At 72.5% G+C, this 22,260-nt stretch carries 23 protein-coding genes and 3 tRNA genes; 4 read left to right on the top strand and 22 right to left on the bottom strand.

Going from position 1 to position 22,260, the window contains the following annotated elements:
* Positions 1-3 precede the first annotated feature (3 nt).
* Positions 4-240 carry a hypothetical protein gene (locus C7474_RS04090; protein ID WP_121057644.1) on the bottom strand — a complete coding sequence of 79 codons (237 nt, stop codon included), beginning with the start codon at positions 238-240 and terminating at the stop codon, positions 4-6.
* 147 nt (positions 241-387) lie between these two features.
* On the opposite strand from C7474_RS04090, the gene C7474_RS04085 reads away from it, so the two are divergent.
* On the top strand, positions 388-1,194 hold the full coding sequence (locus tag C7474_RS04085) for a DNA/RNA non-specific endonuclease (RefSeq protein WP_121057643.1): 807 nt from the start codon (positions 388-390) through the stop codon (positions 1,192-1,194).
* A gap of 146 nt (positions 1,195-1,340) precedes the next feature.
* Here the strand turns inward: C7474_RS04085 and C7474_RS04080 are convergent.
* The 4 genes from C7474_RS04080 to C7474_RS04065 all read right to left on the bottom strand — a co-directional run bounded on the left by C7474_RS04080 (position 1,341) and on the right by C7474_RS04065 (position 3,856).
* A tRNA-Met gene (locus tag C7474_RS04080) sits at positions 1,341-1,414 on the bottom strand.
* A gap of 35 nt (positions 1,415-1,449) precedes the next feature.
* Positions 1,450-1,521, bottom strand: a tRNA-Thr gene (locus C7474_RS04075).
* A 65-nt stretch (positions 1,522-1,586) separates the two neighbouring features.
* Complete coding sequence (locus tag C7474_RS04070; RefSeq protein ID WP_121057642.1) at positions 1,587-2,894, bottom strand: M23 family metallopeptidase; 1,308 nt, start codon at positions 2,892-2,894, stop codon at positions 1,587-1,589.
* A 131-nt stretch (positions 2,895-3,025) separates the two neighbouring features.
* Positions 3,026-3,856 carry an inositol monophosphatase family protein gene (locus C7474_RS04065; RefSeq protein ID WP_121057641.1) on the bottom strand — a complete coding sequence of 277 codons (831 nt, stop codon included), beginning with the start codon at positions 3,854-3,856 and terminating at the stop codon, positions 3,026-3,028.
* 31 nt (positions 3,857-3,887) lie between these two features.
* On the opposite strand from C7474_RS04065, the gene C7474_RS04060 reads away from it, so the two are divergent.
* The gene (locus tag C7474_RS04060) at positions 3,888-5,453 is read left to right on the top strand and encodes a phytoene desaturase family protein (protein ID WP_121057640.1); all 1,566 of its coding nucleotides are present in this window, start codon (positions 3,888-3,890) and stop codon (positions 5,451-5,453) included.
* A gap of 17 nt (positions 5,454-5,470) precedes the next feature.
* Here the strand turns inward: C7474_RS04060 and C7474_RS04055 are convergent, their stop codons facing one another.
* The 4 genes from C7474_RS04055 to C7474_RS04040 form a co-directional block, all read right to left on the bottom strand.
* Complete coding sequence (locus C7474_RS04055; RefSeq protein ID WP_121057639.1) at positions 5,471-6,415, bottom strand: hypothetical protein; 945 nt, start codon at positions 6,413-6,415, stop codon at positions 5,471-5,473.
* Positions 6,416-6,470: 55 nt separating this feature from the next.
* Positions 6,471-6,552, bottom strand: a tRNA-Tyr gene (locus C7474_RS04050).
* Positions 6,553-6,652: 100 nt separating this feature from the next.
* Positions 6,653-7,138, bottom strand: coding sequence for an FBP domain-containing protein (locus C7474_RS04045; protein ID WP_121057638.1), 486 nt, complete (start codon positions 7,136-7,138; stop codon positions 6,653-6,655).
* Between the two features lie 43 nt (positions 7,139-7,181).
* Positions 7,182-7,538, bottom strand: coding sequence for a hypothetical protein (locus C7474_RS04040; RefSeq protein ID WP_121057637.1), 357 nt, complete (start codon positions 7,536-7,538; stop codon positions 7,182-7,184).
* A 280-nt stretch (positions 7,539-7,818) separates the two neighbouring features.
* Here C7474_RS04040 and C7474_RS04035 point away from each other — a divergent pair, with 280 nt between their 5' ends.
* Positions 7,819-8,307 (top strand): YajQ family cyclic di-GMP-binding protein, encoded by a 489-nt coding sequence (locus C7474_RS04035; protein WP_121057636.1) that lies wholly within the window; start codon positions 7,819-7,821, stop codon positions 8,305-8,307.
* 39 nt (positions 8,308-8,346) lie between these two features.
* Here C7474_RS04035 and C7474_RS04030 read toward each other — a convergent pair whose 3' ends face one another.
* The 9 genes from C7474_RS04030 to C7474_RS03990 all read right to left on the bottom strand — a co-directional run bounded on the left by C7474_RS04030 (position 8,347) and on the right by C7474_RS03990 (position 16,664).
* Entirely contained in the window at positions 8,347-9,213 is an 867-nt protein-coding gene (locus C7474_RS04030; protein WP_121057635.1) for a PhzF family phenazine biosynthesis protein, read from the bottom strand.
* Between the two features lie 79 nt (positions 9,214-9,292).
* Positions 9,293-9,628 carry a hypothetical protein gene (locus tag C7474_RS04025; protein ID WP_121057634.1) on the bottom strand — a complete coding sequence of 112 codons (336 nt, stop codon included), beginning with the start codon at positions 9,626-9,628 and terminating at the stop codon, positions 9,293-9,295.
* A 9-nt stretch (positions 9,629-9,637) separates the two neighbouring features.
* Complete coding sequence (locus C7474_RS04020; protein WP_121057633.1) at positions 9,638-10,504, bottom strand: oxygenase MpaB family protein; 867 nt, start codon at positions 10,502-10,504, stop codon at positions 9,638-9,640.
* A gap of 73 nt (positions 10,505-10,577) precedes the next feature.
* A complete protein-coding gene (locus C7474_RS04015) occupies positions 10,578-11,543 on the bottom strand; it encodes an alpha/beta hydrolase (RefSeq protein WP_121057632.1) in 966 nt (321 codons plus the stop codon).
* 153 nt (positions 11,544-11,696) lie between these two features.
* The gene (locus C7474_RS04010) at positions 11,697-12,524 is read right to left on the bottom strand and encodes a type IV toxin-antitoxin system AbiEi family antitoxin domain-containing protein (protein ID WP_121057631.1); all 828 of its coding nucleotides are present in this window, start codon (positions 12,522-12,524) and stop codon (positions 11,697-11,699) included.
* A 239-nt stretch (positions 12,525-12,763) separates the two neighbouring features.
* Positions 12,764-14,137, bottom strand: a complete 1,374-nt coding sequence (locus tag C7474_RS04005; protein ID WP_121057630.1) for an FAD-dependent oxidoreductase — start codon at positions 14,135-14,137, stop codon at positions 12,764-12,766.
* Positions 14,138-14,193: 56 nt separating this feature from the next.
* Positions 14,194-15,255: a polyprenyl synthetase family protein gene (locus C7474_RS04000; protein ID WP_121057629.1), complete on the bottom strand. Its 1,062-nt coding sequence runs from the start codon at positions 15,253-15,255 to the stop codon at positions 14,194-14,196.
* Between the two features lie 79 nt (positions 15,256-15,334).
* Positions 15,335-16,114 carry a bifunctional demethylmenaquinone methyltransferase/2-methoxy-6-polyprenyl-1,4-benzoquinol methylase UbiE gene (gene ubiE, locus C7474_RS03995; protein ID WP_121057628.1) on the bottom strand — a complete coding sequence of 260 codons (780 nt, stop codon included), beginning with the start codon at positions 16,112-16,114 and terminating at the stop codon, positions 15,335-15,337.
* A complete protein-coding gene (locus tag C7474_RS03990) occupies positions 16,104-16,664 on the bottom strand; it encodes a DUF402 domain-containing protein (protein ID WP_121057627.1) in 561 nt (186 codons plus the stop codon). The genes ubiE and C7474_RS03990 overlap by 11 nt, the downstream gene beginning before the upstream one ends.
* A gap of 23 nt (positions 16,665-16,687) precedes the next feature.
* Here C7474_RS03990 and C7474_RS03985 point away from each other — a divergent pair, with 23 nt between their 5' ends.
* Complete coding sequence (locus tag C7474_RS03985) at positions 16,688-17,965, top strand: isochorismate synthase (RefSeq protein WP_121057626.1); 1,278 nt, start codon at positions 16,688-16,690, stop codon at positions 17,963-17,965.
* Positions 17,966-18,128: 163 nt separating this feature from the next.
* On the opposite strand, the gene C7474_RS03980 is transcribed toward C7474_RS03985, so the two are convergent.
* The 4 genes from C7474_RS03980 to C7474_RS03965 form a co-directional block, all read right to left on the bottom strand.
* Positions 18,129-18,992: a PPK2 family polyphosphate kinase gene (locus C7474_RS03980; RefSeq protein ID WP_121057625.1), complete on the bottom strand. Its 864-nt coding sequence runs from the start codon at positions 18,990-18,992 to the stop codon at positions 18,129-18,131.
* A complete protein-coding gene (locus C7474_RS03975; RefSeq protein WP_121057624.1) occupies positions 18,989-19,849 on the bottom strand; it encodes an alpha/beta hydrolase family protein in 861 nt (286 codons plus the stop codon). Before C7474_RS03975 ends, C7474_RS03980 begins: the two co-directional genes overlap by 4 nt.
* A gap of 210 nt (positions 19,850-20,059) precedes the next feature.
* Positions 20,060-21,862 (bottom strand): 2-succinyl-5-enolpyruvyl-6-hydroxy-3-cyclohexene-1-carboxylic-acid synthase, encoded by a 1,803-nt coding sequence (menD, locus tag C7474_RS03970; RefSeq protein ID WP_199692355.1) that lies wholly within the window; start codon positions 21,860-21,862, stop codon positions 20,060-20,062.
* The gene (locus C7474_RS03965; RefSeq protein ID WP_121057623.1) at positions 21,862-22,233 is read right to left on the bottom strand and encodes a PLDc N-terminal domain-containing protein; all 372 of its coding nucleotides are present in this window, start codon (positions 22,231-22,233) and stop codon (positions 21,862-21,864) included. Before C7474_RS03965 ends, menD begins: the two co-directional genes overlap by 1 nt.
* Positions 22,234-22,260 lie beyond the last annotated feature (27 nt).

Raw genomic sequence — 22,260 nt, 5'->3', positions numbered from 1 at the left:
GCGTCAGGACGCGTGCTGCAGTGCGCGCTGCCAGGTCCCCTCGCACACGCGCGTGTGCGCCGTCGCCTCGTCGCCGCGGCGCCCGGGGCACGTGACGCTCACCCGGAAGGTGCTGCGCGTCAGGTCGGCGTACACGGCGGCCTCTCGTGCGACGCGCTCGTGCACGCGTGCGGTGACGACCTCGACGTTGTCGTGGTCCGGGCAGCGGTACGCCGCCGGAACGAGCGTGACTGTGCTCATCGATACTCCCCAGGTTCGATCGTGCGGGATCCCACATCCCGCTCGGAGCCCCCAGCCCCGATGCTCAAGGAATACCAGAGTCGATGCCGTCGGGGCAATCCTCCGCCGAGCCGTGCGTGTATCGGATGCCGCCTCTAGCGTGGAGGCATGGCCGGCTTCGACACGTCGTTCCTCTCGCACGCCACGCCCCTGCCGGGTTTCACGGCCGATGTGGCGGGCGATGTGCGCACAGTCGACCGCTCGACCTGGCTCGACTACACGCACTTCTCGTTGTCGATGAGCCTCGAGCGGCGCCTCGCCCGCATCGTCGCCTGGAACATCGACGGCCGCGCGCTCGTGCCCGGCGAGACCGTGCCGCGGAGCGGTGTCGACTTCCGCCTCGACCCTCGGGTACCCGCCGACGGGCAGGTGGGCGACGAGCTGTACGCGCGCAACGACCTCGACCGCGGGCATGTGGCCCGCCGGGCCGACCTGCTGTGGGGACCGGATGCGGCACGCGCGAACGAGGACTCCTTCTTCTTCACGAACATCACCCCGCAGCGCAGCGCCTTCAACCAGGCCTCGCGCGGCGGGCTGTGGGGGCGGTTGGAGGACGACCTGCTCGCCCTCGCCACCCTCGACCGTGCCCGCATCGTCGTCTTCGGCGGACCGGTGCTCACCGACGCAGACCCCGTCTACCGAGGCATCGGCATCCCGACGGCCTTCTGGAAGGCGTTCGTCTACGAGATCGACGGCGCGCCGCGCGCGCAGGCCTTCCTGTTGCGGCAGTCCCTCGACGGGCTGGGGACGGGCGCGTTCCCCGACGACGAGTGGCGCACGTACCGCTTGCCGTTCGCCCGCCTCGTCACCGCGACGGGTGTCGACCTCGGCGCCTACGCATCGTGGGAGCGACCGGCCACTCCCGGCGCGGTAGGCGACCGCGTCCCGCGTCCGATGGAGCGCGTCGTCTGGTGACGCCGCGTCAGGCTCCGGCTCCGTGCGCTCGGGAGGACATGTGCACTCGGGAGGAAGGATGCGGCGAACCGATCCTCCTGAACGCACATCTCCTCCCGAGCGCACGCGCCAACGAGAAAACCCCCGGGGAGACCGGGGGTTTGAAGTAGCGGGAGCGGGGCTTGAACCCGCGACCTCACGATTATGAGTCGTGCGCTCTCACCAACTGAGCTACCCCGCCGCGCCGCACCCACACGGCGAGATGTGGGAGTTGCGAGCCCCGAGTCAGGATTGAACTGACGACCCCTTCCTTACCATGGAAGTGCTCTGCCACTGAGCTATCGGGGCGTGCCACCCGCACGCGGGCAACTAGAAGAGGATATCAGGTTCCCGGCTCCTCTCCGAACCGGAGGTCAGCGCGAGGTGTGCTCTTCGAGCCACGCGATCGGGTCGGTGCGCGTGGTGCCGTTGAGCAGCACCTCGAGGTGCAGATGCGGCCCGGTCGCCTTGCCGGTCTGACCCACCTTGCCGATGACCTGTCCGGCCGTCACGGTGTCGCCCTGCTCGACCGTGAGCGATCCACGCAGCATGTGTCCGTAGCGGCTGGAGACCTGCTGGCCGTCCACGACGTGGTCGATGAGCACCGTCACGCCGTAGTCGCCGCCCGCCTCCGTCGCGATGCGCACCGTGCCGGCGGCGATCGCGTGGATCTCCGCGCCCAGACCCGGCGTGAGGTCGACGCCGTGGTGCGGGGTGGAGAACTGCGACAGGTAGCTCTGCGAGCCGTACGCGGCCGAGATCGGCACGCCGACGGGGAACGGCCACTGCACGTCGGCGGTGGGGTCGTTGACCCAGGCGCCGGAGAAGAGGGTGACCCCGGACTCGGCGGCGACGTCGGCCATCGAGGCGACGTCGTAGCCTTCCGCGCGGTCGAGCGTGACGGCATCGGTCCCCTGCGCCGAGACGAAGGCCTGGATGTCCTTCTTCTCAGATGCCGGGACGCTCGAGGTGGTCGACGCGAGCGAGATGTCGGTGGTCGGGTCGGTGACGCCGGCGACGGCCATCGCGGGACTCGTCGCGCCGACGGCCAGCAGACCGACGATCGCCATCGCGCCCAATGAGAAGGAACCCGCCGCGACGCGCTTGACGAACGCCCGGCGCCCGGCGCGGTGGCCGGTCTCGGGAGCGGGCGCGACCGCGGATTCGGCGGCGACGGCCTCGGCGGCCCGCTGCACGGGAGTCTGACCGGTGAAGGAGAAGAGTCGCGCAACCCGCTCGAACTCGTCGTCGCACACCGGGGCCGCGGGAGCGGCGGATGCTGCGAAGGATGCGGGGATCTCGGATGCCGCGGCCACCGCATCCGCGTCACCGTCGGACGAGCCGGACGCGATGACGCCGGAGGTCGCGGTGCGACGGTCCCGGCGTCGGTTCAGGAGGGGGGCGGCGGCCTCGGCGAGGATCGCCTCGGCGATCGACGCCTGATGCGCGGGCGCGACGGCCTCTTCGGCCGCGTGCTCGTCGACGAACTCGGGAGCGCGGGGCGCGGGGACGACCGGCGCGACGGTCTCGGGGGCGGCGTCGTACGCGGCACCGGCGCTCTGCAGCCGACGCCATTCCGCGCGCGTCATCCCGGGCGCGCCGACCGTCGCCGGCACAGCGGCGGCGGGGCGGCTGGAGCGGCGCGTGGGCGCGGTCTCAGCCGTCGGGGCGTCGGGTGTCAAGCGGGAACTCTCGGTCAGGCACGCGGGGGCGCGACGAACTGCATCGGGGGGACGAGGTCACCCTCGCCGTTCGGGCGGCGAAAGTAACGATCGGGTAAACACACCCTACCGGGATCGACCTGAAAGTGTCATCAACGGGACCGATATACCGCCTGCGAGATGCGCTCGTGCAGGTCGGCGCTCGCGGCGATGGTCATCTCGTTGCCCGGGCGGCCGTCGGGCCGGCCCGACACGACGCCGCCCGCCTCGGTCACCAGCAGCGCCCCGGCGGCGTGGTCCCACGGGTTCAGGCCGCGCTCGTAGTACCCGTCCAGGCGCCCGGCGGCGACGAAGGCGAGGTCGAGCGAAGCGGCACCGGCGCGCCGCACGTCGCGGGCGAGCGGCATGACATCGGCGAGCCGCGCGAGGTCTCCGGCGTGGGTGGCGGGGTCGTATCCGAATCCGGTCGCCAGCAGCGCGCCCGCCGGTCCCGGCTCCGAGACGGCGAGTCGGCGGTCGCCGAGCCAGGCGCCGCCGCCCCGGCGTGCCCGAAACGTCTCGCCGAGCGCCGGGTTGTGCACGACCGCGACGAGCGCGTCCCACCGCTGCGGCGTCGGCTCGCCCGCCACGGCGGCGATCGACACGGCATACTGCGGGATGCCGTAGGCGTAGTTGACGGTGCCGTCGATGGGGTCGACGACCCAGGTGAGCCCCGACGCGCTCGGGGCGGCATCCGACTCCTCCCCCAGGAAGCCGTCGCCCGGACGCGCCGCCGCGAGGCGGGCGCGCACGAGGTCTTCGACCTCGCGGTCGGCCTCCGTGACGATGTCGGCGAGCGCCGTCTTGGTCGCCGCGATCGCGACCCCCTCCGTACGCCGGCGGCGCGCGAGCGCGCCAGCCTCCTCGGCGATCTCCACGGCGAGGGCGAGCAGCTCCTCCAGCGCGGTCGGGTCGGCAGGGTCGAAGAGCGCGGCATCCACCATGTCCCCCACGCTACGCGGTTACGGTAAGGGCATGACCGGCCTCTGGGATGTCGTCATCGTCGGCGGCGGCCACAACGCGCTCGTCGCGGCCGCCTACCTCGCCCGCGCGGGCAAGCGCGTCGTCGTGCTCGAGCGGTCGGAGCGGGTCGGGGGCGCGGCCGTGTCGGAACGGCCGTGGGCGGGCGTCGACGCACGCCTGTCGCGGTACTCGTACCTCGTGAGCCTGCTGCCCCGCACGATCATCGACGACCTCGGCCTGCGACTGACGCTGCGCCGCCGCCGGTACTCCTCCTATACGCCGCTGCCCTCCGACCCGACCCGCGGCATCCTCGTCGACACCGCGGATGCCGTCGCCACCGCGTCGAGCTTCGCCCGCACGGTCGGCGACCCGCGGGAAGCCGACCGGTTCGCCGCGCTGTCTGCCCGACTCCTGCCGATGGCGGCCTCGCTGTTCCCCACGGTGACCGAGCCGCTGCGCCGCGCCGACGACGTGCGCGCGCTGTTCGGGGACGCGCTGTGGGACGATCTCGTCGCGCGTCCGCTCGGCGAGCTCGTGCGCACGTCGCTGACCTCCGACCTCGCGCGCGGCATCGCCCTCACCGACGGCCTCATCGGCACGTTCGCCTCCGCCGACGACCCCTCACTGCGGCAGAATCGCTGCTTCCTGTACCACGTCATCGGCGGCGGCACCGGCGACTGGGACGTCCCGGTCGGCGGGATGGGAGAGGTGAGCGGGGCTCTGGAGCGCGCGGCCCTCGCCGCCGACGCGACGCTGCGCACCGAAGCCGAGGCCACCGCCGTGACACCGGACGGCGAGGTCACGCTCACCTCCGGAGAGGTGGTGGCGGGACGGCTCGTGCTCTTCGGCGCCGGACCCGCGGTGCTCGCCGACCTGCTGCGCGCCGGCGGTGCGGAGGCCGAAGAGGTCCCCGCACCGGAGGGCGCCCAGGTGAAGGTGAACATGCTGTTGCGCCGGCTCCCCCGGCTGCACGACCGCTCGGTCGCCCCGGAGGCGGCGTTCGCGGGCACGTTCCACATCAACGAGTCGATGACCCAGCTCGACGACGCGCACGCGGCCGCATCCGCCGGTCGGGTGCCCGATCCGCTCCCGGCGGAGATCTACTGCCACTCGCTGACCGACCCGTCGATCCTCGGCGAGTCCCTCCGCGCGAGCGGGGCGCAGACCCTGACGCTGTTCGGCCTTCAGGTGCCCCACCGGCTCGTCGACGGTGCGGATGCGGACGCCGCACGGGCGGGGCTGCTCGACGCCGCGACGCGGTCGCTGGATTCCGTGCTGGCCGAGCCGATCGCCGACGTCATCGCGATGGCACCCGACGGCACGCCGTGCATCGAGGCGCGCACGACCGACGACCTCGAACGCAGCCTCGCGATGCGCGGCGGCGACATCTTCCACGGCTCCCTCGACTGGCCGTGGGCCGACGACGACGAGCCGCTGGACACCCCGGCGCGGCGCTGGGGCGTCGCGACCCGGCATCCGCGGGTGCTGCTTTGCGGGTCGGGCGCCCGACGGGGCGGGGCCGTCAGCGGGATCGGCGGGCACAACGCGGCCGCCGCCGCGCTCGAGATGCTCGGCTGACCGCGACGCCGCTCAGCTCAGGCGGGCGGCGGCGGGGGCGGCGGGTAGCCCTGATATCCGGGCGCGGGCGGGGTCGTCGGCGGCGGGAACGCGGCGGTCGGGGGGAACGCGGCGGTCGGCGCGGACGCGGGGGCCTGTGCGGGGGCCTGTGCGGGGGCCGTCGGCGCTGGGGCCGGCGCAGCCGGCGCGGGGGCGAGGAACCCGTGCGGATACGTCGGGCGTCCCGTGTAGTAGGCATTCCAGTCGGGGGCGCCGTCGGGCAGCATCGGCAGCGGGGTGCGGCCGTCGGCGTAGGTCGGCCACGTCGGCTGCGGCGCGTAGGGCGCCGTGACGGGGCGGGGCTCGCGCGGCCGCTTGGGTGCGAACAGGGCGTTCACCAGCGGCACGAGCGCCGTGCCGACCGCGGCGAGGATCGCGAGGGCGACCACGACACGCCAATAGAAGGAGAGGAAGCGCACGTACCCGTCGAGGGTCACCGGCAGGATCAGCATGACGGCGAGGATGACGACGAGGCCCAGCGTCGCGTAGGTCACGATCGCGGTGAACGTCGTGCGATTCCGCTCGTACGCCTTGACGAACAGTCGCGCGTGCAGCAGCGCGAGCTGCAGGATCAGCACGACGACGAGGAACTGCGCGAACCGCTCGACCGCGCGGCCGAAGCCCTCGTACGGAAGCCAGATGAACACGGCGCCCAGCAGCAGCGTCAGCACCCATGTCACCATGCTCGCCAGCGCGAACCATGCCGGCCGCCGGGATGCCAGGTGGGCTTCGCCGACGGCGATGCCGGCGAACGCGGCGAGCAGCACGATGGTCAGGAACGCCTTCCCGATCATGCCGTTCGCATCCCCGAGGAGCACCCACACGACGCAGACGAGGGCGGCGGCGATCAGGGCGCCGATGGCGATCCACACCGCCGCGCGGAGGACGCGGGACGATGCCGGCGAAGTGAGGGGTGCGCTCATGGCTCCGACCCTACCGCGGCATGGAAAAAGCCCCCTCGCGGGGGCTTTGACCGAGTGGCGAGTGAGGGATTCGAACCCCCGAAGTCTAAGACGGCTGATTTACAGTCAGATCCCTTTGGCCGCTTGGGTAACTCGCCGAGTGCGCACCCGCCCAGCTTGTACAGTCGACCGGAGGCGCGATCCACAATCCTACTCGGTTCGCCGCCGTGGCAGAAATCGTGGCGGCGGAGCCCGGACTCAGCCTTCGACGACGCGCTCCACGAACGCCTCGATCCGGTGCCTCGTGCCGTCGATGCGACGGTCGACGCTCGCCCGGTACTCGTTGGGAGCCAGCGGCGCGGCCAGTCGGACGTTCTCGTGACACGACAGGTCGGCGCAGACCATCGTGCCGACGCTGTCACCCCGTTCCCCCGCGTCTCCGACCTTGCGCGCCGTGAACATCGTCACCTGGTCGCCGGGCTGCATCGTGTGGCAGAGGTTGCACATCGCCGAGCGCCCGCGGTGCGTTCCCTCCGCGGCACGCAGCACGATGCCGGTCGGCTCGCCGTCGAGTTCGGCGACGACGTATCCACGCCCTTTGGTGCGCGGATCGCGCCACGCGAAGAAGTCCATGTGGTCCCAGTCGACGAGCGGGAGGTCCGCGGGGGCCGCGAGCCGCACCTTCTCGTCGTCGGATGCGTTCACCAGCGTGTCGCGCAACTGGTCGACGGTGAGAGCCTGCATCCGGCCATTGTAAGAACGCGGGGCGGATGCCGGGGCCGCGGTGTCACGACACAGGCGGGAACTCGGCGCCGACCGACTTCGCCCACTTCCAGCATCCGTGAGCGGTGTACTCGACGTACTGCGAGTCGACACCGCCGCCGATGAAACGCACGTCCCGGTCGACTTTTTCGTTCAACGGAAGTGCGTCGTCGGCCTGGTCGTAACGGCCGTACGACCCGGGGTCGACGTCGGCGGCCGCGCGCAGGTATCCGAGCGCTTCGGTCTCGTCCTCGCGTCTGAAGTAGGCCTCCCACGCCGCGTCTATCTGGGAGCACCACCACCACTTGTCGGCCGATTCGGCACCGATGAGATAGGGCGGGAACGCATAGCCGTCCGGTAGCGCCTGCGGGTAGGCGCTCACAGCCGCGGTGTACGCCGGATCAGCGGTCGGGGTGATCGTCGCGCGGGACGTAGCGACCCCGGGACGAGGCGTCGCCAGAGCGGCGGTCTCCGACGCGATGGGCTCGGCGGAGTCAGTGCCGGCGAGGGTGGCTGTGCAAGCGGTCACGGTAAGCGCGGCGGCGACAACGAGGAGACCGATGGAGAGCTTTGACCTGACACGCATGGTATCGACGCTATCGGCACAGCTCCGCCCACCGCCCGCCCGGGCGGCCTCCGCGGTGCGCGGCTAGACTCGGCGCATGGCTGATTCCTCGTTCGACATCGTCTCCAAGATCGACCGCCAGGAGGCCGACAACGCGCTCAACCAGGCCCGCAAGGAGGTCGAGCAGCGCTACGACTTCAAGGGCACCGGCGCCGACATCGCCTGGAGCGGCGAGTCGATCGTCATCAAGGCGAACACCGAGGAGCGCGCGAAAGCGGTGCTCGACGTCTTCCAGTCGAAGCTCATCAAGCGCGGCATCTCGCTGAAGTCGCTCGAGACCGGCGACCCGGTGCAGGGCGGCAAGGAGTACCGGATCACCTCGACGCTGAAGGAGGGCATCTCGTCGGAGAACGCGAAGAAGATCGGCAAGATCATCCGCGACGAGGGCCCCAAGTCGGTGAAGTCGCAGATCCAGGGCGATGAACTGCGCGTCAGCTCGAAGTCGCGCGACGACCTCCAGGAGGTGCAGCGCCTGCTCAAGGCCGCCGACCTCGAGGTCGACCTGCAGTTCACGAACTACCGCTGACCGGGCGCGGGCGCCTTACGGGGTCGCGACGCCGGCGCCTCAGCCGATGGGCACGGCGTGACCCGAGACGACGATGCCGCCCGCGACGGGGATGTCGACCGTGAGGACGCCGGGACGACCGACGTGTGCGCCCTGCTCGATGACGACGCGTGCGGGTGCGGCGACGGCGCCGAGGTGCCACAGGTAGCCGCCGAGCGCCGCGGCGGCGGAGCCGGTCGCGGGGTCCTCGGTGATCCGGCCGACCGGGAAGATGTTGCGGGCGACGAAGCGATCGGAGGTGCGGCGATGGACGACCGTGATGGTCGCGGGCCAGCCGCGGGCGTCCATGATCGTGCGAGCGGCATCCGGGTCGAAGGTGAAGCCGTCGAATCGCGCGCGACTCTCGATCGCGAGGATCGGATGCGGGTTACCCGCGTGCGCGATCCGCGGCGGGAGTGACGGGTCGAGGTCGTGCGGTTCGAGGCCGAGGAGGGCCAGGATCGCATCGAGCGCGTCGGCGGGTAGCGCGTCGACCGTCGGCGGGATGCTGGTGAACGCCGCTCGCGCTCCGTCGGCGTCACGGTCGACGCGGATGGGAACCTCGCCGACCGGGGTGCGGAAGCGGATCACCGACTCGGGGCCGGCGACGAGCGCGGTGGACTCGCGCTCCACGAGGGCGACCGCCGTCGCCACCGTCGCGTGCCCGCAGAACGGCACTTCGGCGATCGGCGAGAAGTAGCGGATGCGCAGCGCGCCGTCGGGGTCCGCACCGGTGACGAAGGCGGTCTCGGCGTAGTCGACGTCGGCGGCGATGCGCTGCATCTCGTCGACGCTCAGCGCGTCGGCGCCCAGGACCACGCCGGCGGGGTTGCCGCCTTCGGGCGACGTGCTGAACGCGGTGAAGCGGAGGATCTCGGGCGCCGGCATCCGACCAGGCTACGGCCGGGCGGTACCGGGCGGTGCGGGCCGATCCGGCATCCGTGGACCGGTCGCGGCTCCGGGATGCTCAGGGCATCGCGTCCCAGGCGACCTCGAGATTCTCGGGGACCGAGACGGAGATGCGGGCGGGCAGCACGACGCCGACGGCCGGCCACCGCTTGCGCGAGAAGACGACGTGCTGCGTGACCTCGACGGGGGCGATGCCGGCGGCCTCGACCGCGAGGTCGACGACGCACTCCTGGTATCGGCCGCGCTCCGCGGGCGGCGTCACCGCGACGATGCGGACGCGGCCGCGGACGGCGTCGGCCATCGGATCCTTCGCGAGCTTCTCGAGCCACTCGGCGGCCTGGTCGAGCTCGCTCTGCTCCGGTTCGGCGGGAACGGCGGGTTGCGGCTGGGGCACGGGCCCAGTCTAGGAAGCCGTCGCGGTCGCGGTGTGCGGAAAGGTGCCGAGATCCTCGACGCGGTATCCGTCGGGGTAGCTGCGCACCCACGGCAGGTCGGCGACGTGCACCGGCGTGCGCCGGGCGGGCAGCATCCCAGCGATGCGTCCGCGCAACCGCAGCGCCGCCCGCGACAGGGCGACGACCACGCGAGGCGGTGCGGGATAGTCGAGCGCGGCGAGCAGCGCGTCATCCATCAGGGCGCGGCTGAACAGCGCGACGGCACGGGGCGGAAGGCGCGGGTGGAAGGTGACGAGCAGGCCCAGCGTCGCGTCGGCGACCCGCCGCGCGCCCGCGTCGAAGCCGAAGTGTTCGGCCTCGTACTCGTCCATCAGCCGCGCGAACCCCGCGTAGGTCTCCGGGATGTCGCGGATGCCCATGTGCGCGCCGAGCTCACGGTAGTACCGCACCGACGCCTCGACCTCCCTCACCGTCAGACGCCGCTTTCCGTAGGCGTCGAGCCAGCGTTTGGGCACGACGACGAACGTGCTGAGCACGTAGCGGAACTGGTGGTCGGGGATGTCGTAGGCGTGGTGCATCCGGTTGACGCGCCGGATCGCGGCACGGGCCTCCGGATCGTCGAAGCCGTGACGCGTCGGCGTCTCCAGCAGCAGCGCAGTGTCGTCGTAGCGCTTCTGCGTGCGGCGGGTGAATTCTCCGGTGCGGTCGAGCAGCTCGCCGATACCCGGCACCGCGTACGTGCGGAACAGCGCGAAGCTCAGCGCCTGGTTCATGTCCCACGCGAACTCGTATGTCACGACGTTGCGGTAGATCTCGACGTAGTCCACGGCCGGGTCCAGCGCCGCGTTGCGCCGACGCCAGTGATCGCGTCTCATACCGCGACCCTAGCGTCGATGTGCACGTGAAGGCATCCGGATGTGAACGGGCCTTCACGCGGATGCGATGCGGTCAGCGTGCGAGTGCACCGCGCGTGGCCCAGCGACGCAGGGCCGCGTACGCCGCGGCGCGCGGTTCGGGAGCCGACAGGAACACGTCGTGCACCGCCCCCGGGATGCGCGCGATCGTGACGTCGGCGCCCAGGCGGGTGGCGGCGCGGGCGATGTCGTCGACGACGAGCACGGAGTCGGTCGAGGTGAGGGAGGGCGCCCACTGCATCGGCGGGGTCCACGCCGTGGACAGCATCGTCAGGACGGGGGCGGCGACATCGAGCCCCGCCGCGACCTGCGCCTGTCCGGCGACGACGGCGGCGAGCCAGCCCGGATGGGTCGGGAAACCGCGCTCGGGACGCCAGCCGTCGGGGGCGTCGGGCAGCGATCCGAGTTCCCGCTGCGCGCGCGTGTAGAAGCCGAGGTCGACCTCGGGATGGGCTCCGAGCGGATCGAAGCGTGCCCGGGCCTGGATGATCGGCGCAAGCGCCTGCCGCCCGAATCCGCCGACCTGCAGCTCGAGCCACGGACTGTTCAGCACCACGCCGGCGGCGGCGCCGGGGTGGCGGGCCGCCCACAGCGACAGGGTGAGGCCGCCGGTCGAGTGCCCCATGAGCACGAGCCGTCCGGTGTCGCCGATGGCCGCGCGGGCGGCCGCGATGTCCTCGTCGTAGGTCTCGAGTGCGGCGATGTAGCCGGGCGTCTGCCCGGGCCGCAGGCTGCGGCCGTACTTGCGCAGGTCGAGCGCGTAGAAGTCGGCTCCGAGTCCGTTCCAGAAGCGGGCGAGTTCGACCTGGAAGAAGTAGTCCGACCAGCCGTGCACGTACAGCACGTCGACACCCCGCAGCGGACCGGTGAGTGCGGCGAGGCGCCGCGCGCGCGAACGCACGAGCGTCGCGACGACGGGGCCTTCGGCATCCGTGCCCAGATCGAGGGTGCGTTGCGCGAACGGCGCACCGAGCACATCGGGCACCCACTGCGCAGACATGCGCTCACCCTAGCCGGGGTGGTCGCGCGCCCGAGCGGCGCGGGGCCGTGCGTTCGGGAGGAGATGTGCGTTCGGGAGGGCGGATGCTGCAGATGCACCCTCCTGAGTGCATATCTCCTCCCGGGCGCACGGCTGCAGCGTGACCGGTGCAGGTCATGCGGCGCGATGGAGGCCTTGCGCCACCGCGCGCATGAGGATCTCCTGCACCTGCTCCCAGCCGTCGACCACCTGGCGATAGCCGATCCGGATGACGTGGTAGCCGAGCAGGGTGAGCGCGGCGTCGTGGGCGATGTCGGACTCCCGCTGCGCGCCCACGTGATGGCCGCCGTCGATCTGCAGCACCAGTCGCTCGCCGATGAGCAGGTCGACGCGGTGTCCGGCGATCCAGATCTGGCGTCGCAGCGGCAGTCCGAGCCAGCGCAGCCGCGGCACGACGAACGTCTCGAGTCCCGAGTCCGACCAGATCCCGGCCTCCGCGAGGATCCGCCGCGCGCACGCGGGCAACGGCAGCCGAGCCAGCAGTCCGGCATCGACGGACCGCGAGCGCAGCGCCGACTCCCATACGGCGAGGGCGACTTCGAACGGCTGGCACGCGGCGACGACCGCGAGCGTGTTCTCCGGCGAGTCGAGGAGCACGCCCGGCACCCGAGGGATCACCGGTGCCGCCCAGTGCACGGTGGCCGTCGCCGTGGGTGCGCGGCCGGAGTGCCCCGGCGCCACCACGTGCGGGCGCACGTCGGCCAGCACCCACCATCCGAGCTGGCGCGCACGGGTCACGCACGAGACCACGACGTTACTGCGCGCGGCCGCGATGCTCAGGGCGTCGGCGCCGGGCACCGCGACCCAGCCACGCGTGACCCGCTCGAGCGCACCCCGGGCGAGCGCGCGCGCCACCCGGCCGCGGCCGAAGCCGGCGCTCTCGAGATCGATGGTGCGGGCGACCCCGCCGTGCTCACGAACCCACGATGCCGCATCCGCCATGCCGACATGCTCGACCACGCGCACCCGCCGCGGGGCGGGGATTCCGGCGCTGCGGAAATGTGTGGCGCACACGGCACGGTGGGGAGGAAGACTTCGGCGCACGGCCGCGGGGCCCGTGCATTCGGGAGGAGATATGCACTCGGGAGGGAGGATGCCGCGGATTCACCCTCCTGAACGCACATCTCCTCCCGGGCGCACGGACTCATACGCGAGGCGCACGCCCCGCCGCACCCGCGGGCTCACTCGCCGCGCGAGACCCGCACCATCTCGTCGCGGTCGACGACCTTGATGCGGGCACGGTCCGCCGCGGCGCCGAGCGCGATCTCGTGCTCGTCGAGGCGGTGCCAGCCGTCGAGGTCGGTCCAGGCCACGCCGCGCTCGGCGAGCAGGGCCGGGATCGCCGCCTCCGACGGGTCTTCGGGGGTCCACCACGAGCCCTGGTCGTTGATGAGGTGGCGCACCGTCTCCATCGCGTCGGACTTGGTGTGGCCGATGAGGCCGACCGGTCCGCGCTTGATCCAGCCGGTGGCGTAGACGCCGGGCACCCGCTCGTTCGAGTCCTTGTGCAGCACCTGGCCCTCGTGGTTCGGGATGACGCCGTGCCGCTTGTCGAAGGGCACGCCCTTCAGTGGCGACCCGAAGTAGCCCACCGCGCGGTACACCTGCTGCACGGGGACCTCGCGCAGCTCGCCGGTGCCGACCACGCCGCCCTCGCCGTCGGGCTTCGTGCGCTCGTAGACGATCGCGCTCGCGCGGCCGGTGTCGTCGGTCTTCACCTCGACGGGCTTGGCGTAGAAGTGCAGGTGCAGGCGGCGGGAGGCCTCTCCGCCGGCGTTGTTGACGCTCGGACGCTGCCGCCACGACTGCAGCACGCGGTCGATCACCATGACCTGCTTGTTCGACGCGATGGCCGCCTTCGAGGCCTCGTCGTAGTCGAAGTCCTCGTCGTAGACGACCATGTCGACGTCGCGCAGCTCACCGAGCTCACGCAGTTCGAGCGGCGTGAACTTCACCTGCGCGGGGCCGCGGCGACCGAAGACGTGCACATCGGTGATCGGGGAGGCTTCGAGGCCGGCCTGCACGTTCGCGGGGATCTCGGTGACGAGCAGGTCTTCCGCGTGCTTGGCGAGCACGCGGGCGACGTCGAGTGCGACGTTGCCGACACCGACGACGGCGACGGATGCCGCATCCAGCGGCCATTCGCGGGGGAAGTCGGGGTGGCCGTCGTACCAGCTGACGAAGTCGGCGGCGCCGTACGATCCGACGGCGTCGATCCCGGGGATGTCGAGGTCGGCGTCCTTGATCGCACCGGTCGCGAAGATCACCGCGTTGTAGTGCTTCTTGAGGTCGTCGAGGGTGATGTCCTCACCGAAGCGCACGTTGCCGAAGATGCGGATGTCGCCGCGGTCGAGCACGTCGCGCAGAGCCGTGATGATGCCCTTGATGCGCGGGTGGTCGGGCGCGACGCCGTAGCGCACGAGACCGTACGGGGCCGGCAGATGGTCGAAAAGGTCGATCGAGACGTCGAACTTGCGCTCGGCCTTGAGCAGGATGTCCGCGGCGTAGATGCCGGCGGGTCCGGCGCCGACGATGGCCAGCCTGAGCTTGGTCATGGGTGTGCTTCCTTTCGGGCGCCGCGGACGGAGCACGCGGCGGGGGACGAACGCGGTCAGCTGGAGCGGTCGACGACGACGAGCGCGAGCTTCTCGAGCGCCTCGCGCACGGGACCGGACGGCAGCGGCTCGAGGGCGGCGATCGCCGCATCCGACCACTCGTACGCCCGCGTGCGGGTCGCCTCGGTGACGGCGTGGTCGCGCAGGTGCGTCATCGCCTCGTCGAGGATGGCGGGGTCGGCGCCGTCGGCGATGCGTGCGACGCCGTCGTCGATCGTGGCCTTGAGGGCCCGCGATGCGGGGTCGGCCGCGCGGGCGAGCAGCAGGTACGGCATCGTCGGAACCCCGGCGCGCAGGTCGGTGCCGGGCACCTTCCCCGTCTCGCCGGGGTCGGCGGACAGGTCGATGACGTCGTCGAGCAGCTGGAACGCGATGCCCATCCGCTCGCCGTACTCCAGGGCGGGCTGCTGGTACTCGGCGGGGGCGTCGGAGAACAGGATGCCGGCCTGTGCGGCGGCGGCGATGAGCGAGCCGGTCTTGTCGGCGAGCACCTGCAGGTAGAACTCGACCGGGTCGTCTCCGGCCTGGGCGCCGACCGTCTCGTGCATCTGCCCGAGGACGAGCCTCTCGAACGTGTCGGCCTGCAGGCGGATGGCCCGCTCGCCGATCTGCGCCATGAGCTGGCTGGCGCGCGAGAACAGCAGGTCGCCGGTGAGGATCGCGACGCTGTTGCCCCAGACGGTGTGGGCGCTGGGCACGCCGCGGCGCTTGTCGGCGCCGTCCATGACGTCGTCGTGGTAGAGCGAGCCGAGGTGGGTCATCTCCAGGGCGGATGCCCCCGCGATGACGTGGTCGGTCGTGCCCGAGCCCAGCTGCGCGGTGAGCAGCGTCAGCATCGGGCGCACCCGCTTGCCGCCCGCCTCGTAGAGGTAGCGGCTCGTGGAGTCGGCGAGCGCGTCGGTGACGCGCAGTTCGGCGGCGAGGTTCTCCTCGACGCGGTCGAGACCGGCCTCGACGACGCCGAGCAGCCTGCGCATGCGGGGACCGGCCAGCACGCGCTCGGTCAGGCCGAGGTTCGCGGTCAGGCGCGCGCCGGGTGCGGAAGGGCTCGCAGTCACCCGACCAGCCTACCGGGCATGGCCCGTCGCGGCCGTGGCCGCCGCCCGTGCGCGAGGCACGTCCCGATCAGGGCGCGGCTCAGGCCAGCGGCTTGCGGGCACGGTGCAGCGCGACGATCCCGAAGGTGAGGTCGCGGTGGGCGACGGCATCCCACCCGCTGTCGCGGATCCAGCCCGACAGGGTGCGCTGGTCGGGCCAGTCCTGGATCGACTCGTTGAGGTAGTCGTAGGCGGGCGAGTTGGAGCTGACGGTGCGCGCGATCACGGGCAGCACGCGGTCGTTGTAGAAGCGGTAGAGGCCCGCGAAGGCCGGGTTCTGCGGATGCGAGAACTCGCAGACCACGAGGCGACCGCCGGGGGCCGTCACCCGCAGCATCTCGGCGAGGGCCTTCTTCGGCTGGTCGACGTTGCGCAGCCCGAACGAGATCGTCACGGCGTCGAAGCTGTCGTCTTCGAACGGCAGCGCGGTGGCATCCGCCTCGACGAACGACAGGTTCGGGATGCCGCCGTGCCGACGCCGCCCCTCGGCGAGCATGCCGGGCGAGAAGTCGGCGGCGACGACGTCGGCGCCGCTGCGTGCGAGGCTCACCGAGCTCGCGGCGGTGCCGGCGGCGAGGTCGAGGATGCGCTGCCCGGGCTTGGGGGCGACAGCGCGGGTCGTCGCGATGCGCCAGAGCTGGTCGTTGCCGAGGCTCAGCACCGTGTTGGTGCGGTCGTAGGCTGGCGCAACCTCGTCGAACATGCCGCTCACCCGGGCGGCGTCCTTGTGCAGGTCGGCGCGGTGCAGGTCGGCGCGGTGCAGGTCGGCGCGGGTCTGGTCCACCGCAGGGGTCTGGTCGGCGCGGTCGTCAGCGGCCATCGGGTGCCTCCTCGGCAGAAGGGGGTGCGGCCTCGGCGAGCACGCTCAGCCAGTGCGCCGCGACGTCGGGGTGGAAGGGCTTCTCGTGCGCGGTGACGCGGCGTTCGAGATCGACGGCGACCTGCTCGAGGCGTTCGACGATGTCTGCCGGGTAGCCGAAGGCGACGCGGTGCTCGTCCCATTCGTCGCGGTCGTCGATCCAGATGCCGCGCGGCTGCTGGTCGATCACGTCGAGGTCCATGTCGATGCCGGTCGGCTCGTCGCCGTCCCAGCGGGCGTCCCACGCGAGGTCGATGTACACGCGGGTGCGGTGCCCGGTGTCGTTCATCGTCAGCACCCACTCCCCCGACGGCGGCAGCAGGCTGACGTTGGCGTGCTCGACGCGCACATCACGGCCGGTGCGGGCGCTGCGCATGCCCACGCGCTGGCCGAACCAGTCGCCCCACGCGTCGCTGCCGAGGTAGACGCATTCGTGCACCCAGTGTGGGGAGCCGTCCCATTTGCGCCAGCGGAATTCGAGCGGGGTTCCGGGGGCGGGGCGAACGGTCACACCTGCGAGTCTAGGCTGGGACGGTGACCCGCCCGCCGTTCGCCCCGCAGCGACTGCGCGTCGTCACCCGGCAGATCGACCCCGTCGAAGACGTGCTGGCGTTCGCGTCGGCGGCCGACCCGATCGTGTGGTCGAGGCGCGGCGACGTGCTCGTGGGCCTCGATCCGGTGTGCGAGTTCGTCGGGGGCGCCGGGGCGTCGGATGCCGCCTCCGCCGCGCAGTGGTGGCGCGCCGTGTCGGAGGCCGCCGACGTCGACGATCCGGTGGGGCTGCCCGGCACGGGGCTCATCGCCTTCGGCGCTCTGCCGTTCGCGGCCGGATCCGCGCGCCACGCGCACCTGTCGGTGCCGAGCGTCGTCGTCGGCCGCCGCGGCGAGCGCGCCTGGATCACCCGCATCACCTTCGCCGACCTGCCGTCGCAGCCGTTCGACCCGCAGCCGACGCCGTACGGCTCGTACTGGGCGCCGAGCATCGCGCCGGGCGCGCAGGGGCCCGAGGGCTATCAGGCGTCGGTGCGGGCCGCGCTGGAGGCGATCGCCGACGGCGCCGTGGAGAAGGTCGTGCTCGCGCGCGACCTCGTCGGCTCGGTTCCGCCCGGCTCCGACCTGCGCCGCCTCGTGCGCGCCCTCGCGACGGGGTATCCCGACACCTGGACGTACGCGTTCGACGGCCTCATCGGGGCGAGCCCCGAGACCCTCGTGACGGTGTCGGGCGGCACGGTGACGGCGCGCGTGCTCGCGGGCACCATCGCACGCGGAGCCGACGCGGTCGCCGACGACGCGGCATCCGTGGCCCTCGCGACGAGCACGAAAGACCTCGACGAACACGAGTACGCCGTGCAGAGCGTGCTGCGCTCGCTGCGCCCCCACACGAGCGCGATCGTCGCGCAGGAGCAGCCGTTCATGCTGAAGCTGCCGAACGTGTGGCACCTTGCGACCGACGTGGAGGGGACGCTCTCCGACGGCGGGTCGGCGCTCGACCTCGTCGCGGCGCTGCATCCGACCGCCGCGGTCGCGGGCACCCCGACGGCGGCGGCGCTCGCACTCATCGCCGAACTGGAGCCGTTCGACCGGGGGTACTACGCGGGACCGGTCGGCTGGATCGACGGCCACGGCGACGGCGAGTGGGCGATCGCGTTGCGCTGCGCGCAGTTCGACGTGCACGCGATCCCGGCCGGCGGCACCGACCGCATCCCGTTCACGGCGCACGCCGGTGCGGGGATCGTGGCCGGCAGCGACCCCGAGACCGAACTGCTCGAGACCCGCGTGAAGTTCCGCCCGATCGTCGACGCCCTCGCCTGAGGCGCCCTTTCGCCCCCGCCGCGTTCCGACTCGTCGCTGCGCTCCTCGCTCAACGACCGGGAGCCCCCACCGGTCGTTGAGCGAGCGCAGCGAGTCGAAACGCCCGAGCCGCCCACCGGTCGTTGAGCGAGCGCAGCGAGTCGAAACGCCCGAGCCGCCCGGGTCAGGTGGCGGCGAGGCGGGCGCGCTCGGCGGCGACGTCGAACGTCGCGGCGGGCCACTGCGGATCGATGCGCTCGAGCGCGTCGAGCAGCAGCGCCTGCACGGCCAGGCGCGCGTACCACTTGTGGTTCGCGGGCACGACGAACCAGGGCGCGTGCTCGCTCGACGTGCGGTCGAACACGCTCTGGTACGCGTCCATGTAGGCCGGCCAGAGCTTCCGCTCGTCGACGTCGCCCGGGTTGTACTTCCAGTGCTTGTCGGGCCGGTCGAGCCGCTCCAGCAACCGCGTCTTCTGCTCGTCGGGCGAGATGTGCAGCATCACCTTGACGATGTGCACACCGGCATCCGTCAGCCGCTTCTCGAAGTCGACGATCGCGTCGTAGCGCCGCTCGATCTCCTGCGGCGGCGCCAGCTCGCGCACCCGGCCGATGAGCACGTCCTCGTAATGCGAACGGTCGAAGACCCCGATGTAGCCCGCCTTGGGCACCTCCTTCTCGATGCGCCACAGGAAATCGTGCGCGAGCTCCTCCTCGGAGGGCTTCTTGAAGGCCTTCAAGTGGATGCCCTGCGGGTCGGTCGTGCCGATGACGTGCCGCACGATGCCGCCCTTGCCTGCGGAGTCCATCGCCTGCAGCACCAGCAGCAGCGCAGGCGCGTTCGGGTTCTCGCGGCTCTGCGCGAACAGGCGCTCCTGCAGCTCGTCGAACTGCGCCGCACCGGCGTCGAGGTCGGCGGCGGCGTGCTTCTTGCCGTGGTCGTAGCCGGGCGTCGCGGCGGGGTCGACGTCGGCGAGGCGGAATCCCGGCGCCACGCGCAGCGAGTCGGCGGGGTCGGCGGTCCAATCCTTCTGGCTCTCGGCGGTCATGGTGCCATCCTGCCGGGCGCGAACAGGTCGCGGAAGAACGCGACGGCGTCGGCGGCGACGCGACCTCGCGCGCCTTCGGGGTCGGGGCTGCCTGCCAGGAACTCGTAGTGGCCGACGCCCGCGCCGAGGCTCACCCCGGATGCCGTCGGCACGACCTCGAGGTAGCGCAGCGCGTTCTGGGCTGGGACGGCATTGTCGTCGGCGTCGCCCCAGCGCACGGCGAGCGGCGCCGTGATCTCGGCCAGGCTCGCGGTGTCGAGCAGCGGACCGATCGAGGGGGCGATGGCGAACGCCCCGCGCACGCGCTCGTCGCGTGCGGATGCCGCCGCCTCCTGCGCGGCGTGCCGGAGGTCATCGGCGGTGTGACGCTCCCCCAGGCGCGCGATCAGGTCGGGGAACTCGGGCAGCGGCGGCATCGGCGCGGCACCGGTGATCACCGCCAGGGCGATGTGCGGGTCGATGCGGCCGCCGAGCAGGGCGATGCACGTGTAGCCGCCGAGCGAGAACCCGGCGGCGCCGATGCGGCCCGCATCCACGTCGTCGCGTGTGTCGAGCAGGTGGTCGATCACGACGGAGAGGTCGCGCGGGCGCTCCCACACGAACGCGAACCCCTCGGGCAGGTACGCGTCATCGGCGGCGGTGTTGCCGTGGTGGTCGACCCCGGCGACGAGGATCCCGGCGGCGGCGAGCGCGTCGGCGAGCCAGCCGAGGTCGGCAACGCGCCCGCCGGTGCCGTGCGAGAGCAATACGAGCGGATGCGGGCCGTCGCCTCGCGGCTCCCAGAGCGTGAGGCGGATCGGACGGTCGCCCGGTCCGTCCCACCGTGGACGGGACCCATCGACGATGACCGGCGGCATCCGCCGAGTCTAAGGCCGGCGCTCGCCAGTCAGGAATGGCGAGGCTTCCGGCCTCCGAGGTCGCCGAAAGTGACTGGTGAGCACAGGCGCCGGGCCCCTGCCCCGCGCTCGCCCGTCAGAAACGGTGGCCCCACGGATGCCGAAGCCGCCATTCGCGACTGGCGAGCGCAGGCTCGGGCGCCGGACGCGGGGCGCCACCGCGCCGCGGGCTCAGCGGGCGAGGACCACCTCGATGAGCTGACGTCCGGCGATCTGACCGGTGAGCACCTGGTCGAGCTCGGCGCGACCGGTCACGGCCCGGTACTCCCAGCCATACGCGGCGGCGAGCGCCGCGAGGTCGACCGCCTGCGGCGTGTACAGCACGCGGTCCATCGCGGCGGGCGCGGCGACCTGCGCCACCTCGAGCCCGTCGAAGATCGTGCCGCCGTGGTCGTTGCCGACGATCACCTGGATGCGCGGCGGCGTCTCGTCGGGCGGCAGCAGCAGCGCGCCGACGTCGTGCAGGAACGCGACGTCGCCCACCAGCACCCGCGTCACGCCGGGGGTGCCGGTCTCCTGGCTCGCGATCGCGATGCCCATCCCGGTGGCGACGGTGCCGTCGATGCCGGCCAGTCCCCGGTTCGCATGCACGGGCACCTTCTTGCCGCCCAGCACCTCGTCGGCCACGCGCACGAGCCGCGACGACGCGAACAGCAGCCGGTCGTGCGGCCACGTCGCCCGCCAGACGGCGTCGACGAGGGCCGCCCGGTCGACGGGAGCGCGCAGCGCGCCGAGTTCGGCGGCGATCGCCCCGAGCCGCTCCTGCGGCACCGTCGAGGCCAGACCGGTCGCGTCGGGGGCGGCGGGCGTCAGATCGACGGATGCCGCGCGCGACGCACGCAGCCACGCCCCGAGCCAGTCGCGGTCGGTCTCGCCGGTCGCCGCGACGATCTCGTCGACGGCGACCGTCGCACCGTTGAGGTTGAGCGGCTCGCCGGGCCCGCGCACCGCGAGCACCTCGACGTCGTCGCGGGACAGCAGCCGGACGATCTCGCGGCTGAGCGTGGGATGTCCGAACACGACGACGCGCTCGATGCGCCCGCCGAGTTCGGGATCCTGCAGGAGCGCGCGGTAGCCGTGCACGAGATGGCGTCCGAAGCGGGCGCCGCTGACGATCTCGGCGACCAGCGGCCAGCCGCCGTCGTGGGCGAGCGCCTCGGCGGCGGCCCCGGCATCCGCGCCCGCCACGACCACGGTGCGCGGCCCGCGCTCGAGCACGTACGGATCGGCCGCGGGGTCGTCGGGCACATCGGACTCGCCGATGCCGCCGCCGCCCTGGTACAGGGCCCCCGAAGGCTCAGCCGCCGGGATCTCGTCGAGGACCTCGTCGAGTGTCGGAGCCGGAGCGGTGAGCTCGGCCGACGGCGTACCCAGCCAGGCGGGCAGGGCGCCGGCGAGCGGGTCGCGGAACGGGATGTTCAGGTGCACGGGCCCGGGCTGCCGCGTCCCCGCCCCGAGCGCGGCGGCGACGGCATCATCGGCGAGAGAGCGCAGCATCGCGGAAGCGGCCCCCGTGCCGTCGTCGTCGACCTGGTCCGGCACCGGCAGGTCGGCTTCCCAGCGCGTGTTGGGCGCGAACATGCCGGGCTGCCGCGTCGTCTGGTTGGCTCCCACACCGCGCAGCTCGGGCGGCCGGTCCGCGGTCAGCAGCAGCAGCGGCACCCCGGCGTGATGGGCCTCGAGCGCCGCGGGGAGGTAATTGGCCGCGGCGGTTCCGGACGTGCAGATGAGGGCCGCCGGCATCCCGCTCTCCCGGCCGATGCCGAGCGCGGTGAACGCGGCCACGCGCTCATCGATCCGCACGTGCACACGCGCGCGGCCCTGCGCCTCGAGTTCGGCGGCCACGAGGGCGAGCGCCTGCGAGCGCGAGCCGGGACTCACGACGAGGTGACGCACCCCGAGCTCGACGAGGCGTCCGAGCAGCGCCGCGGCGGCGTCCGTCGCCGGGACGCGCCCGACCTCGGCGGCCGCCATCAGGTGCGGGTGGGCCGGTCGTCGTCGCCCGCGGTCGGCGGCGTGCGGGGGTCGTCGTCCTCGGCGTCGAGCGCGGCGAGCTCCTCCTCGAGTCGGCGGATGCGCTCGTCCTGATCGGAGATGCCGCCGATCGTCCCGAGGAACTCCGGGTTGTCGTCGGGTGCCCGGTAGACCGGGGCCACGCGGCGCGCGGAGCGGCCGATCACGAACCAGAGGATGCCGCCGAGCACGGGCAGCAGGATCACGATCAGCAGCCACACCGGCTTGCTCACCCCGCGGTGACGGGTGGGCGGCTGGAGCGCGCAGTCGACGATGCTGTAGACCCAGAACGTGATCGCCAGCAGCGCCAGGATGAGGTACACGCGCGCCACGGTTCCATCCTAGGCGCGAAGAAAGGG

This window comes from Microbacterium telephonicum, from assembly GCF_003651225.1.
In the GTDB taxonomy this organism is placed as follows: Bacteria; Actinomycetota; Actinomycetes; order Actinomycetales; family Microbacteriaceae; genus Microbacterium; species Microbacterium telephonicum.
The sequence above is the reverse complement of the archived record's forward strand: the minus strand, read 5'-3'. Positions and strand labels throughout refer to the sequence as shown.

What these genes read in the sequence shown, in the direction of transcription:
- C7474_RS04035 (WP_121057636.1), top strand. Translation starts at nt 7,819, where the DNA reads ATGGCTGATTCCTCGTTCGACATCGTCTCCAAGATCGACCGCCAGGAG.
- C7474_RS04065 (WP_121057641.1), bottom strand. Translation starts at nt 3,856, where the DNA reads ATGGTGGATGCCGCGCTCTTCGACCCTGCCGACCCGACCGCGCTGGAG.
- C7474_RS04055 (WP_121057639.1), bottom strand. Translation starts at nt 6,415, where the DNA reads ATGAGCGCACCCCTCACTTCGCCGGCATCGTCCCGCGTCCTCCGCGCG.
- C7474_RS03980 (WP_121057625.1), bottom strand. Translation starts at nt 18,992, where the DNA reads ATGACCGCCGAGAGCCAGAAGGATTGGACCGCCGACCCCGCCGACTCG.
- C7474_RS04090 (WP_121057644.1), bottom strand. Translation starts at nt 240, where the DNA reads ATGAGCACAGTCACGCTCGTTCCGGCGGCGTACCGCTGCCCGGACCAC.
- C7474_RS04015 (WP_121057632.1), bottom strand. Translation starts at nt 11,543, where the DNA reads ATGTCTGCGCAGTGGGTGCCCGATGTGCTCGGTGCGCCGTTCGCGCAA.
- ubiE (WP_121057628.1), bottom strand. Translation starts at nt 16,114, where the DNA reads ATGGCCGCTGACGACCGCGCCGACCAGACCCCTGCGGTGGACCAGACC.
- C7474_RS04060 (WP_121057640.1), top strand. Translation starts at nt 3,888, where the DNA reads ATGACCGGCCTCTGGGATGTCGTCATCGTCGGCGGCGGCCACAACGCG.
- C7474_RS04010 (WP_121057631.1), bottom strand. Translation starts at nt 12,524, where the DNA reads ATGGCGGATGCGGCATCGTGGGTTCGTGAGCACGGCGGGGTCGCCCGC.
- C7474_RS04085 (WP_121057643.1), top strand. Translation starts at nt 388, where the DNA reads ATGGCCGGCTTCGACACGTCGTTCCTCTCGCACGCCACGCCCCTGCCG.
- C7474_RS04020 (WP_121057633.1), bottom strand. Translation starts at nt 10,504, where the DNA reads ATGAGACGCGATCACTGGCGTCGGCGCAACGCGGCGCTGGACCCGGCC.
- C7474_RS03975 (WP_121057624.1), bottom strand. Translation starts at nt 19,849, where the DNA reads ATGCCGCCGGTCATCGTCGATGGGTCCCGTCCACGGTGGGACGGACCG.
- C7474_RS04030 (WP_121057635.1), bottom strand. Translation starts at nt 9,213, where the DNA reads ATGCCGGCGCCCGAGATCCTCCGCTTCACCGCGTTCAGCACGTCGCCC.
- C7474_RS04005 (WP_121057630.1), bottom strand. Translation starts at nt 14,137, where the DNA reads ATGACCAAGCTCAGGCTGGCCATCGTCGGCGCCGGACCCGCCGGCATC.
- C7474_RS04045 (WP_121057638.1), bottom strand. Translation starts at nt 7,138, where the DNA reads ATGCAGGCTCTCACCGTCGACCAGTTGCGCGACACGCTGGTGAACGCA.
- menD (WP_199692355.1), bottom strand. Translation starts at nt 21,862, where the DNA reads ATGGCGGCCGCCGAGGTCGGGCGCGTCCCGGCGACGGACGCCGCCGCG.